Genomic DNA, 13,162 nt, shown 5'->3' on the forward strand with positions numbered 1-13,162 from the left:
CCATCAGTCCAGCCACACATAGCCGGCGAGCCGCCCCGTGGCGCGGTCGCGGCGGTACGAGAAGTGATCGTCCGACTCCCTTGTGCACACCGGGGATCGCTCCCGGTCGCGCACTCCGAGCCGGTCGAGCTGCGCGTGCACTCCGGCGCTCACGTCGACGGCCGGAGTGCCCCAGCTCGTCTCGGCGTGCGCCGCCGGTTCGGCAGCGGCCACCTCGGCGCGCATCGCCTCCGGCACCTCGTAGCACCGGCCGCACACGGCGGGTCCGGTGCGGGCGACGATGCGGCCGGGCTCGGCGCCGAGCGCGGTCATGGCGCGTACGGCGGCCGGGACGACCCCGGCGAGCATGCCGGGCCGTCCCGCGTGCGCCGCCGCGACGACGCCCGCCACGGGGTCGGCGAGCAGGACCGGTACGCAGTCGGCGGTGAGGACGGCGAGGGCGAGTCCACGCCGGGCGGTGACGAGCGCGTCGACCTCCGGCACCGGGCGCTCGCCCCAGGGCTCCTCCACGACCGCCACCTCGGCGCCGTGCACCTGGTTCATCCAGACCACCCGCGCCGGGTCGACCCCGGCCGCCTTGGCGGCGAGTTCGCGGTTGGTCATCACGGCGCCGGGGTCGTCGCCGACCGCGCCGCCGAGGTTGAGCTCCGCATACGGAGCGGCGCTCACCCCGCCCCACCTGTCGGTGAAGGCGAAGTGGGCGCCGCTCACGTGTCCGCGCTGTCCTATCACTTCAGGAAGTCCGGCACGTCCAGCTCCTCGGCCGCGCTGTCCGCGTAGGTACGGGACTGCGGCACCGGCGGGGCCACCGGGATCTCGACCACCGGCTCGGGGGTCGGCTCCGGCTCCTCCTTCGGGGTCACGCTGCCCAGCGAGCCGAAGCTCGGGCGGCTCTCCGGCTGCTGCTGACGCGGCGGAGCGGCCTCCTCGCGGCGCTGGGACGAGGAGTTGGCGGAAGAGGACGCCGAGGACGAGCCCAGGACGTTGTCCCGGCGGGCCGGGGGCTGGCCGCCGTCGAACCCGGCCGCGATCACGGTGACCCGCACCTCGTCGCCGAGGGCGTCGTCGATGACCGCGCCGAAGATGATGTTGGCCTCGGGGTGGGCGGCCTCGCTGACCAGCTGGGCCGCCTCGTTGATCTCGAACAGGCCGAGGTCGGAGCCGCCGGAGATGGAGAGCAGGACGCCCCGGGCGCCGTCGATGGACGCCTCCAGCAGCGGCGAGGAGATCGCCATCTCGGCGGCGGCCACCGCGCGGTCGTCGCCGCGGGCCGAGCCGATGCCCATGAGGGCCGAACCGGCCTCGGACATGACCGACTTGACGTCGGCGAAGTCGAGGTTGATCAGACCGGGGGTGGTGATGAGGTCGGTGATGCCCTGGACACCGGAGAGCAGGACCTGGTCGGCGGACTTGAACGCGTCCAGGACCGAGACCTGGCGGTCCGAGATGGACAGCAGCCGGTCGTTGGGGATCACGATGAGGGTGTCGACCTCTTCGCGCAGCTCCGCGATGCCGTCCTCGGCCTGGTTGGCGCGGCGCCGTCCCTCGAAGGTGAACGGGCGCGTGACCACGCCGATGGTGAGGGCGCCCAGCGAGCGGGCGATGTTGGCCACGACGGGCGCGCCGCCGGTACCGGTGCCGCCGCCCTCACCGGCGGTCACGAAGACCATGTCGGCCCCCTTGAGGACCTCTTCGATCTCTTCGCGGTGGTCCTCGGCGGCCTTCCGGCCGACGGCCGGGTTGGCGCCCGCCCCGAGTCCGCGGGTGAGTTCACGGCCGACGTCCAGCTTGACGTCGGCGTCGCTCATCAACAGGGCCTGGGCATCGGTGTTGATGGCGATGAACTCGACGCCCTTGAGGCCGACCTCGATCATCCGGTTGATGGCATTGACACCACCGCCGCCGACACCGATGACCTTGATGACTGCGAGGTAGTTCTGCGGTGCTGCCACGTCGAAGGCCTCTCGCCTCGAATTACGTTGTCGCGCCGGGCGGTTCCCGACCGGGACGACGGATGCCGAATTGGGACGGTCCGAACGCCGACCCGAACCCTAACGCTGAAGTTTAGGGTTACCAGTGTGTCTGTTCCCTGGAGTCTTCTGAACAGGACACTAAGTCGACAAGCGGCGCCCGTTCAACGAACACGCCGAACCTCCCGTTTTTCTTTTCACCCTATGTGATCAGCCGTAGCAGTGCCCAACCAGGGTGCTGGCCTGCGCTGATGTGCGTCAACTCCCCGCTGACGCGGGGGCGGTGGGCACGGTCACATCGAAGTGCCGGGCGTCCGGAGCTGCTTTCATGAGAGCTGTGAGGGCCCGTGCCTTGGCACGCCCCTGCTCCCCGCTCCCCCACGCGACGGTACGTCCGTTCCCCAACTCCAGGGTGATGGCGTCGAACGAGGCGACCTTGACGGTCCCGGTGTCCCGGGCGACGGCGGGCGGGAGACTGCCAGCCACCCGGACCGCCTCGCGCACGAGACGTCCGGTGCCGAAGCGGCGCAGGCTGGCGGCACCCGATCCCTTGCGGGACGCGGCGAGTTCGAGCATCGGTACACCCCTGGGCGCCTTCCCCACGGTGGCGAAAGGTACGCCCTCCCGGTCGATCTCGGTGAACGCGCCCTTCTCCCGCGCGAGCAGCACCGGGACGCGCTCGGTGACCTTCAGGGTGATGCCGTGCGGCCAGGACCGGGCGACCTCGACGGTGTCGATCCGGCGCAACTTCCCCCGCAGGCGCGCCTGGACGGCGTCGGTGTCGACCGAGGCGAGCGGGCCGCCGACCGGCACGGCGGCGGCGTCGCGGACCTCGGCGGGGGTGAGCACCCGGGTGCCGGAGACCGAGACGTACCGCACGCGCAGCCACTCGGAGCCATAGAGCACCCAGATGGAACCGGCACCCAGCAGGACCAACGACACGGCCAACAAGATGATCATACGAAGCTGGGGGCGCCTCGATCGACGGACGAGCGGCGGGCCGGCCGACTCCTGCTGGCGTTCACCGCGCTCGGCGGTGGTCGAACCGGCCACGCTCGCTGTCCCTTCGTCGTGACGTGCCTAACGGCTGGAGGCGATGGCCTCGTACACCATGCCGACGAGCAGGTCGTCGGCGTCCCGGCGGCCGAACTCACCGGCGGCGCGGGACATCTCGTAGAGACGGTGCGGGTCGGCGAGGACGGGGAGCACGTTCTGCTGCACCCACTCCGGCGTCAGTTCCGCGTCGTCCACGAGGAGTCCGCCGCCCGCCTTGACCACCGGCTGGGCGTTCAGCCGCTGTTCGCCGTTGCCGATGGGCAGCGGGACGTAGGCGGCCGGGAGCCCGACGGCGGTGAGTTCGGCGACGGTCATCGCGCCCGCGCGGCAGAGCATCATGTCGGCCGCGGCGTACGCGAGGTCCATCCGGTCCAGATAACTTACCGGGACGTACGGGGGCATCCCCGGCATCTGCTGCACCTGCGGCAGTTCGTTCTTCGGGCCGACCGCGTGCAGGATCTGGATGCCCGCCTGCTGGAGCCAGGGCGCGACCCGCTGGACGACCTCGTTGAGGTGCCGGGCGCCCTGGGAGCCGCCGGAGACGAGCAGCGTGGGCAGGTTGGGGTCCAGGCCGAAGCGGGCGCGCGCCTCGGGGCGTACGGCCGCGCGGTCCAGGGTGGCGATGGAGCGGCGCAGCGGGATGCCGATGTAGCGGGCGTCGCGCAGCTTGCTGTCGGGCGTGGAGACGGCGACCCGGGCCGCGTAGCGGGAGCCGATCTTGTTGGCCAGGCCGGGGCGGGCGTTGGCCTCGTGGATCACGATGGGCACGCCGAGGCGCTTGGCGGCCAGGTAGCCGGGCAGCGCGACGTAGCCGCCGAAGCCGACCACCGCGTCCGCCTTGGTGCGCTCCAGGATCTGCTCGGCGGCCTTGATCGTGCCGCGCAGCCGCCCCGGCACGGTGATCAGCTCAGGGGTGGGCTTGCGCGGCAGCGGCACGGCCGGGATCAGCGCCAGCTCGTAGCCGCGCTCCGGGACGAGCCGGGTCTCCAGGCCGCGCTCCGTGCCCAGGGCCGTGATCCCCACGGTGGGGTCCTGCCTGCGCAGGGCGTCCGCGAGGGCGAGCGCGGGCTCGATGTGGCCCGCGGTACCCCCGCCGGCGAGTACGACATGCACCGAAATTCACCGCTCTCCGGACGAACGCGCCGCCGAGGCACGCCGTCGCATCGTGTTCCATCTCCGTGGCACCCGCTCGGCACGGGAGCCTGCCGCCCGCTTTCTGCCGAAGCGGGGTTGCCGCATCGCGAGTGCCGCCCGCGCACCGGGCTCGTCACGCGCGAAGGCGATCAGCAGTCCGATGGCGAACATGGTCGGCAGCAGGGCGGACCCTCCGTAGGAGAACAGCGGGAGCGGGACGCCGGCGATCGGCAGCAGGCCGAGCACCGCACCGATGTTGATCACCGCCTGGGCGATGATCCACGTCGTCACGCCTCCCGCGGCGTACCTCACGAAGGGGTCCTCCGTGCGTCCGGCCACGCGGATACCCGCATAGCCTAGAGCCGCGAACAGGGCCAGTACCGACAGCGTGCCCGCCAGACCCAGTTCCTCACCTGTGACGGCGAAGATGAAGTCCGTGTGGGCTTCCGGTAGTTGGCCCCATTTCTCCACGCTGGCGCCCAGCCCGGAACCGAAGATCCCCCCCGAGGCCAGGGCGTAGATGCCGTGTACCGCCTGCCAGCAGTCGGCGGCGCCCGCCTTGGGCTCGGTGGCGCCGATGCAGGCGAGCCGGGCCATCCGGTTGGGGCTGGTCTTGATGAGGATCACACCGATCAGCGCCGCCACCGACAGCACCCCGGCGAAGAGCCGGGTCGGGGCCCCGGCGAGCCAGAGCAGGCCGAAGAGGATCGCGGTGAGGATGATCGCGGTGCCCATGTCCCCGCCGAGCATGATCAGCCCGAGCAGCAGGAAGGCGACCGGCACCAGCGGGACCAGCATGTGCTTCCACTGGGTCAGCAGCTTCTTGTCCTGCTTGCGGGCGATCAGGTCGGCGCCCCACAGCACCAGGGCGAGCTTGCCGAACTCGCTGGGCTGGATCTGGAAGGAGCCGCCAAGCGAGATCCAGTTCCGGTTGCCGTTGACCGACATCCCTATCCCCGGCACCTGGACCAGGGCCATGGAGAACACGGCGGCGGCCAGGATCGGGTAGGCCAGCGCCCGGTGCAGCCGGACCGGCATCCGGGAGGCGGCGAACAGCAGCGCGCCGCCGATGAGCGCGGCGAGGAACTGCTTGCGGAAGAAGAAGGAGCCGGGCAGCGAGAGCTGCAGCGCGGTGATCTGGGAGGCCGAATAGACCATCACCAGGCCCAGGACGGTGATCAGCATGCTGCCGCCCAGGATCAGGTAGTAGGCGGTCAGCGGCCGGTCCCACGCCTTGTTCGCGCGGGTGCGCAGGCGGCGCAGGGGGTTGTCGCGCGCGATCCTCGGGGGTGCGGGACGGGCCGCCCGCTGTACGGGCGGCCTTCCGGTACGGCTACTGGGCATCAACGCCTCCGCTGAACGTCGACCGTCCCACGCGTCCCTCCCATGGTCCGCCCGGCACGGGCGGCCGGGGTCAGGCGCCGAGTTCGCGGACGGCGGCCGCGAACGCGTCGCCGCGCTGGTTGTAGTTGGTGAACATGTCCATGGAAGCGCAGGCCGGGGCCAGCAGGACCGTGTCGCCCGCCTGGGCCAGCCGCTTCGCCTCCGTCACCGCCTGGAGCATCGCCCCAGTGTCGGTCCGGTCGAGGTCCACGACGGGTACTTCCGGGGCGTGTCGCGCGAGGGCCTCGCGGATCAGCGCGCGGTCGGCGCCGATCAGCACGACCCCGCGCAGCCGCTTGGCGGAGTTGGCCACCAGATCGTCGAACTCGGCGCCCTTGGCCAGTCCGCCCGCGATCCACACGATCGGCTCGTAGGCGGCCAACGAGGCTTCCGCGGCGTGGGTGTTGGTGGCCTTGGAGTCGTCCACGTAGGCGACGCCGTCGACGTCGGCGACGTGCGCGATGCGGTGGGCGTCGGGCTGGAAGGCGCGCAGTCCGTCGCGTACCGCCTGGGCGGGGACCCCGAAGGAGCGGGCGAGGGCCGCCGCGGCAAGGGCGTTGGCGATGTTGTGCGGGGCGGGCGGGTCGACGTCGGAGACCTCGGCCAGCTCCTGCGCGTTCTTCTGCCGGTTCTCCACGAAGGCGCGGTCGACCAGGATGCCGTCCACGACGCCGAGTTGGGAGACGGCCGGAGCGTTCAGGGTGAACCCGACGGCCCGGCAGCCCTCTTCGACGTCGGCCTCGCGGACCAGGTCCTCGGTGCGCGGGTCGGCCACGTTGTAGACGCAGGCGACCTTGTTGCCCTCGTAGATACGGCCCTTGTCGGCGGCGTAGGCGTCCATGGAGCCGTGCCAGTCGAGGTGGTCCGGGGCGAGGTTGAGGACCACGCCGGAGTAGGCGCGCAGGGAGGGCGCCCAGTGCAGCTGGTAGCTGGACAGCTCGACGGCGAGCACGTCGTACTGCTCGTCGCCGAGGACGGCGTCCAGCAGGGAGACGCCGATGTTGCCGACCGCGGCCGTACGCAGGCCCGCCGCCTTGAGGATGGAGGCGAGCATCTGGACGGTCGTGGTCTTGCCGTTGGTGCCGGTGACGGCGAGCCAGGGGGCCGCGTCGGGCCCGCGCAGCCGCCAGGCCAGCTCGACGTCGCCCCAGACGGGGACGCCCGCCTGCTCGGCCGCCAGGAACAGCGGCTTGTCCGGCTGCCAGCCGGGGGCGGTGACGATCAGCTCGGTGCCCTCGGGCAGGGTGGCGCCGTCGCCGAGGCGGACGGTGATGCCGAGCGCCTCCAGTTCCGCGGCCTGTTCGCGGGCGCGGGCGTCGTCGCCGTCGTTGACGGCCGTGACGATCGCCCCGCGCGCGTGCAGCGCCTTCGCGGCCGGGAGGCCGGAGACGCCGAGTCCGGCGACGGTGACGTGCTTGCCCTGGAATTCGCTGGGCCCCGAAGGCACCGAGGAGGTCACTTGTCCGCTGCCCATCCCGCGTAGAAGAGGCCCAGTCCGACGATGACGCAGATGCCCTGGATGATCCAGAAGCGGACCACGACAAGGACCTCGGACCAGCCCTTGAGTTCGAAGTGGTGCTGGAGCGGTGCCATCCGGAAGACGCGCTTCCCGGTGAGCCGGAACGAGCCGACCTGGATGACGACCGACATGGTGATGAGGACGAACAGGCCGCCCATGATGGCCACCAGCAGCTCCGTGCGGGAGAGGATGGCCAGGCCGGTGAGGACACCGCCGAGGGCGAGCGAGCCGGTGTCGCCCATGAAGATCTTCGCCGGGGAGGTGTTCCACCACAGAAAGCCCAGGCAGGCACCCATCAGGGCGGAGGCGACCACCGCGAGGTCCAGCGGGTCGCGCACCTCGTAACAGGCGGCCGGGTTGGTCAGGGTCATGGCGTTGGCGCAGGACTCCTGGAACTGCCAGGTGCCGATGAAGGTGTAGGCGCCGAAGACGAGGACGGAGGCGCCGGTGGCGAGGCCGTCCAGACCGTCGGTGAGGTTCACGCCGTTGGACATGGCCAGGATCATGAACAGTGCCCAGACCACGAACAGCACCGGGCCGATGGTCCAGCCGAAGTCGGTGATGAAGGACAGCTTGGTGGAGGCGGGGGTGTTCCCCCGGCTGTCGGGGAACTGCAGCGCGAGGACCGCGAACCCGATGCCGACTATCAGCTGGCCGGCCATCTTCGCCTTGGCGCGCAGACCGAGCGAGCGCCGCTTGACGATCTTGATGTAGTCGTCGAGGAAGCCGACGATGCCCATGCCGGTCATCAGGCCCAGCACCAGCAGACCGGAGTACGTCGGCGGCTTGCCGGTGATCACCTTGCTGAGGAAGTACGCGGCGATCGTGGCCAGGATGAAGGCGATGCCACCCATGGTCGGCGTACCGCGCTTGCTGGCGTGCTCGCGCGGGCCGTCGTCGCGGATGTACTGGCCGTAACCCTTGCGGGCGAGGAGCTTGATCAGCAGCGGGGTGCCGATCAGCGTCAGGAAGAGACCGATGACGCCCGAGAACAGAACCTGGTTCATCATCGGGCGGCGACCTCACCCTCGGTACCGGCCTCGGCGAGCGTCTGGGCGACCCTCTCCAGACCCACCGACCGGGACGCCTTCACCAGCACGACGTCCCCCGGACGCAACTGCTTGCGCAAAAGGTCGATCGCCGCCTGTGCGTCGGACACGTGCACCGACTCCTCACCCCACGAACCCTCGTTGTATGCGCCCAGTTGCAGCCAGGAGGCTTCGATGCCACCGACCGCGACGAGCTTGCTGACGTTGAGCCGGACGGCGAGCCGTCCGACCGCGTCGTGCTCGGCGAGAGCCTCGTCCCCCAGCTCGGCCATCTTGCCGAGCACCGCCCACGTGCGGCGCCCCTTGCCCATGGCCACGAGCGCCTTGAGGGCGGCCCGCATGGACTCGGGGTTGGCGTTGTAGGCGTCATTGACGATGGTCACGCCGTCCGGGCGCTCGGTGACCTCCATGCGCCAGCGGGAGAGGGTGCCCGCCCCGGAGAGCGCGGTCGCGATCTCGGTTGCGGACATGCCCAGCTCATGGGCGACGGCGGCCGCGGCGAGCGCGTTCGACACGTGATGCTCACCGTACAGGCGCATGGTCACATCGCTTGCACCGGAGGGTGTGTGAAGCCTGAACGCGGGCTGTCCGCTGTCCGTGAGTCGTACGTTCTCGGCGCGTACGTCCGCTTCGGCCGACTCTCCGAAGAGAATCACCTTCGCCTTGGTACGGGAGGCCATCGCGCGCACCAGCGGGTCGTCGGCGTTGAGGATCGCCGCGCCGCCGTCCGCCGCCGAGGGCAGGCTCTCCACCAACTCGCCCTTGGCCTGGGCGATCTGCTCGCGGCCGCCGAACTCGCCGATGTGGGCGCTGCCCACGTTGAGCACCAACCCGACCTTCGGCGGGGTGAGTTCGGCGAGGTAGCGGATGTGCCCGATGCCGCGGGCGCCCATCTCCAGCACGAGGAACTTCGTCTCCTCGGTGGCGGACAGGGCGGTCAGCGGCAGCCCGATCTCGTTGTTGAGCGAGCCGGGCGTGAACACGGTGGGCGCCTTGCCGCCGAGCACCTGCGCGATGAGGTCCTTGGTGCTGGTCTTGCCCGCCGAGCCGGTCAGGGCGACGAGGGTCGCGCCGAGCCGTTCGACGACATGGCGGGCGAGGGCGCCGAGGGCGTCCTGGACGTCGTCCACGACGATCGCGGGCACGCCGACGGGACGCGACGCCAGCACGGCGACCGCGCCCGCCTCGACGACCTGGGCGGCGAAGTCGTGGCCGTCCACCCGCTCGCCGACGAAGGCGACGAACAGGGTGCCGGGCACCACTTCGCGGGAGTCCCGGACGACCGGTCCGGTGACCTGGACGGACGTGTCCGGTATGTCGTGTGTCTGCCCGCCGACGACAGCTGCGATCTCGGCGAGGGAGAGGGCGATCACAAGTTCATCCCTGGGTGTTCTGGATAGCTTCGCGGAGCACCTGGCGGTCGTCGAAGGGACGGATCACACCGGCGATGTCCTGGCCCTGCTCATGGCCCTTGCCCGCGACCAGCACCGTGTCACCGGCGGCGGCGCGGCCCACGGCGGCGGCGATGGCGGCGGACCGCTCCTCGAACAGGAGCACCTCGCCCCGCTCGTGCGCGGGGACGGAGGCGGCGCCTTCGAGCATGGTCGCCAGGATCGCCAGCGGGTCCTCGGAGCGGGGGTTGTCGGAGGTCAGTACGGCCGTGTCGGAGTACCGGGCCGCGGCCGCGCCCATCGGGCCGCGCTTGGTGCGGTCGCGGTCGCCGCCGCAGCCGAGCACCAGGTGCAGCCGGCCCTTGGTGACCTTGCGCAGCGCCTTCAGCACCGACTCGACGGCGTCGGTCTTGTGGGCGTAGTCGACGACGGCGAGGTAGGGCTGTCCGGCGTCGACGCGCTCCAGGCGGCCCGGGACGCCGGGCACGGCGGCGATGCCGTCGGCGGCGGTCTGCGGGTCGATCCCGGCGGCGGCGAGGGCGGCCAGCGCGGCGAGGGTGTTGGCCACGTTGAACGGGCCGGGCAGCGGCGAACGGGCGTGCACCCGCTGACCCTCCGGGCCGAGCGCGGTGAACGTCGAGTCCATGGGCCCGATCTGGACGTCCTCGGCGCGCCAGTCGGCGTCCGGGTGGCCCTCGGCGGAGAAGGTGATCACCGGGACCGTGGCCTCGGTGACGAGCCTGCGGCCGTACTCGTCGTCGGCGTTGACCACGCCGAGCCTGCTGCGCGCGGGCGTGAAGAGGCTCGCCTTGGCCTGGAAGTAGTCCTCCATGCCGGAGTGGAACTCCATGTGCTCCGGGCTGAGGTTGTTGAAGACCGCGATGTCGAAGACGCAGCCGTCGACCCGGCCGAGGACCAGGGCGTGGCTGGAGACCTCCATGGCGACGGCGTCGGTGCCGCGCTCGCGCATGACGGCGAACAGGGCCTGGAGGTCGGTGGCTTCGGGGGTGGTGCGCTCGGACTTGATGCGCGTGTCGCCGATGCGGGTCTCGACGGTGCCGACCAGGCCGGTGGCGCGGTCGGCCGCCTTCAGGCCGCCCTCGACCAGGTAGGCGGTGGTGGTCTTGCCGGAGGTGCCGGTGATGCCGATCTGGAGCATGTCCCGGCCGGGGTGGCCGTAGAGGGTGGCGGCCAGTTCGCCCATCTCCGCGCGCGGGTCCTCGACGACCAGGACCGGCAGTCCGGTCGCGGCGGCGCGGTCGGCGCCCGCCGGGTCGGTGAGGACGGCGACGGCGCCGAGCCCGGCGGCCTGGGTGGCGAAGTCGGCGCCGTGCAGCCGGGCACCCGGCAGGGCGGCGTACAGGTCGCCGGGGCGGACGGCCCGCGAGTCATGGGTGATACCGGTGACCCCGGTGGACCGGGCGGACTCTGCGGGCGCGGCGGTACCCAGCTGACCGGCCAGTTCCGCGAGGGAGGTGGCGGAGACCTGAACCGGTCGCGGCGGTCCCGGATTTGTCACGGAAACGCCCTTCTGAGTGGTTTGGGACTGATCGGCGTGTGGCACGGCGGTGAGCGTACCGGGAGTACCCGCTCCGGAGCTAAAACGGGGCTCGCGGGCGGTGCGGGGGGTCCCTCGGTTCCCGTCGTCGGGGGTGATCGTTGTCACGGGCTCGTTCCTGGTGGTCGTTGCCTGGTGCCGGTGGGGGCGGTTCAGGGCTTGTACGAGACGGGCAGGGCGGCGGCCTTCGCTCCGGTCGGCGGGACCTGCAGGGTCTTCAGCGCGAACTCCATCACCTGCTTGTAGACCGGACCGCAGATCTGGCCGCCGAAGTAGCTGCCGGAGGTGGCGTTCTGGATGGCGCAGTAGACGGTGACGCGGGGCTTGTCGGCGGGGGCGAATCCGGCGAAGGACGAGGTGTAGCCGTGGTACCTCCCGGTGGCCGGATCGACGCGGTTGGCGGTGCCGGTCTTGCCCGCGACCCGGTAGCCGGGGATGCGGGCCTTGATGCCGGTGCCCTGCTCGTCGTCGACGACGGACTCCAGCATCTGGGCGACGGTCTTCGCGGTCTTCGCGCTGACCACACGGGTCTTCGCGGGGCCCGGCGCGGGGGTGAAGCGCCCGTCGGCGCCCTTGGTGCCGCGTACCAGGGTGGGCGCGACGCGGACGCCGCCGTTGGCGATCGTGGAGTAGACGGAGGCGGCCTGCATGGCGTTGATGGAGAAGCCCTGGCCGAAAGGGATCGTGTACTGCTGCGAGGTGGACCACTTGGCGGACGGCGCGAGGATGCCCGGTGTCTCGCCGGGGAAGCGGAGCCCGGTGTAGCGGCCGATGCCGAACTGGTGCAGGTAGGAGTAGAGGGTGTCGTTGGCCGCCCGCTGGGTCTTGCCGAGCTGGCCGGTGGCGAGGATGGTGCCGATGTTGCTGGACTTGGCGAGCACGCCGTTGAGGGTGAGGTACCAGGTGGCGTGGTCGACGTCGTCCTGGAAGAGCCGGTCGCCCCGGTGCAGCCGGTTGGGTACGACGACATGGGTGAGCGGGGTGGCCGCGTTCTCCTCCAGCACGGCCGCCATGGACATCACCTTGGCGGTGGAGCCGGGTTCGTAGGCGTCCTGGAGGGCGGGGTTGCCCATGGCGGCGGAGTCGGCCTTGGACAGGTCGTTGGGGTCGAAGCCGGGCGAGTTGGCCATGGCTAGGATCTGGCCGGTGGCGGTGTCCTGGACGATGACGTAGCCCCGGTCCGCCTTGGACTTCCTCACCTGGTCGGAGATGGCGTTCTGCGCGGCCCACTGGATGTCGCGGTCGATGGTCAGCTCGACGTCGCTGCCGGGCACGGCGGGTGTCTCGGTGGAGCCCGCGGTGGGCACCTCGCGGCCGCCGGACTGGGCGTAGCGGATCTTGCCGTCCTTGCCGGAGAGCTGCTTGTTCAGCTGCTGCTCGATGCCGCCGCCGCCCCGGCCCTCGCTGTTGACCCAGCCCAGTATCCCGGCGGCCAGCTCCTTGTTGGGGTACACCCGCTGACTGCTGGGGTCGGCGAAGACCCCGGCGAGCACGTTGGCGGTGCCCTTCTTGACGAAGGCGGCCTTGAGGTCCTTGATCTGCTTCCAGACCTGCGGGGTCTGCCGGGAGGCGAGCCGGGCGTAGCGGGACTGCTTGTTGGCCGGGCGGAGCTTCTTGACGAGCGCTTCCTGGTCCTGGCCGAGGATCGGCGCGAGCAGCGCGGCGGCCTGCTCGGGCCCGTCGGAGATCTTGAGCTGTTCGCTGCCGAACATCATGGGGTCGGCGGTGATGTCGTAGGCGTCCTCGCTGACGGCGAGGGCGACGCCGTTGCGGTCGGTGATGCCGCCGCGCTCGGCGGTCAGGGTGTGCGCCACATAGCGGTTCTGCTCGGCCTTGGCGCTGTAGGTGCTGGCGTCCACCGCCTGCACCTGGAGCAGGCGCACGGTGAACGCGGTCAGCACCAGGGCGAGGGCGAGGCCGACCAGGCGCAGCCGGGGCCGGGGGCTGCCGAGCCGCAGCGCGGGCTTGGCCGGGGGGCGCCTGGCGGAGGGGCGGCGGGCGGGGCGGGCTCCGGGGCCGGGGCGGCGGGGGGCCGCGCCTCGGGGACGGGGCGGCCTCGCGGGTCCGGGCACACGGCGGCGCGGCGCTTCCCTGTCGGACAC

At 71.4% G+C, this 13,162-nt stretch carries 10 protein-coding genes; all 10 read right to left on the reverse strand.

The window, feature by feature from the left end:
- Window positions 1–3: 3 nt before the first annotated feature.
- Window positions 4–732 carry a peptidoglycan editing factor PgeF gene (pgeF, locus tag ACI2LY_RS15155; RefSeq protein ID WP_404707537.1) on the reverse strand — a complete coding sequence of 243 codons (729 nt, stop codon included), beginning with the start codon at window positions 730–732 and terminating at the stop codon, window positions 4–6.
- Window positions 729–1,952: a cell division protein FtsZ gene (gene ftsZ, locus ACI2LY_RS15160; RefSeq protein ID WP_388992399.1), complete on the reverse strand. Its 1,224-nt coding sequence runs from the start codon at window positions 1,950–1,952 to the stop codon at window positions 729–731. Before ftsZ ends, pgeF begins: the two co-directional genes overlap by 4 nt.
- Window positions 1,953–2,228: 276 nt before the next feature.
- Window positions 2,229–3,023: a cell division protein FtsQ/DivIB gene (locus tag ACI2LY_RS15165; RefSeq protein WP_404707538.1), complete on the reverse strand. Its 795-nt coding sequence runs from the start codon at window positions 3,021–3,023 to the stop codon at window positions 2,229–2,231.
- Window positions 3,024–3,050: 27 nt separating this feature from the next.
- The gene (gene murG / locus ACI2LY_RS15170) at window positions 3,051–4,139 is read right to left on the reverse strand and encodes an undecaprenyldiphospho-muramoylpentapeptide beta-N-acetylglucosaminyltransferase (protein WP_404707539.1); all 1,089 of its coding nucleotides are present in this window, start codon (window positions 4,137–4,139) and stop codon (window positions 3,051–3,053) included.
- 6 nt (window positions 4,140–4,145) lie between these two features.
- Window positions 4,146–5,504 (reverse strand): putative lipid II flippase FtsW, encoded by a 1,359-nt coding sequence (ftsW, locus tag ACI2LY_RS15175; protein ID WP_404707540.1) that lies wholly within the window; start codon window positions 5,502–5,504, stop codon window positions 4,146–4,148.
- Between the two features lie 70 nt (window positions 5,505–5,574).
- Window positions 5,575–7,017, reverse strand: a complete 1,443-nt coding sequence (gene murD / locus ACI2LY_RS15180) for a UDP-N-acetylmuramoyl-L-alanine--D-glutamate ligase (protein ID WP_404707541.1) — start codon at window positions 7,015–7,017, stop codon at window positions 5,575–5,577.
- Window positions 6,999–8,072, reverse strand: coding sequence for a phospho-N-acetylmuramoyl-pentapeptide-transferase (gene mraY, locus ACI2LY_RS15185; RefSeq protein ID WP_404707542.1), 1,074 nt, complete (start codon window positions 8,070–8,072; stop codon window positions 6,999–7,001). The genes murD and mraY overlap by 19 nt, the downstream gene beginning before the upstream one ends.
- A complete protein-coding gene (gene murF, locus ACI2LY_RS15190; protein ID WP_404707543.1) occupies window positions 8,069–9,484 on the reverse strand; it encodes a UDP-N-acetylmuramoyl-tripeptide--D-alanyl-D-alanine ligase in 1,416 nt (471 codons plus the stop codon). Before murF ends, mraY begins: the two co-directional genes overlap by 4 nt.
- A gap of 4 nt (window positions 9,485–9,488) precedes the next feature.
- Window positions 9,489–11,168, reverse strand: a complete 1,680-nt coding sequence (locus ACI2LY_RS15195) for a UDP-N-acetylmuramoyl-L-alanyl-D-glutamate--2,6-diaminopimelate ligase (protein ID WP_404707544.1) — start codon at window positions 11,166–11,168, stop codon at window positions 9,489–9,491.
- 44 nt (window positions 11,169–11,212) lie between these two features.
- On the reverse strand, window positions 11,213–13,162 hold the full coding sequence (locus tag ACI2LY_RS15200) for a peptidoglycan D,D-transpeptidase FtsI family protein (RefSeq protein WP_404707545.1): 1,950 nt from the start codon (window positions 13,160–13,162) through the stop codon (window positions 11,213–11,215).

This window comes from Streptomyces sp. NPDC002176 (assembly GCF_044903645.1).
In the GTDB taxonomy this organism is placed as follows: Bacteria; Actinomycetota; Actinomycetes; order Streptomycetales; family Streptomycetaceae; genus Streptomyces.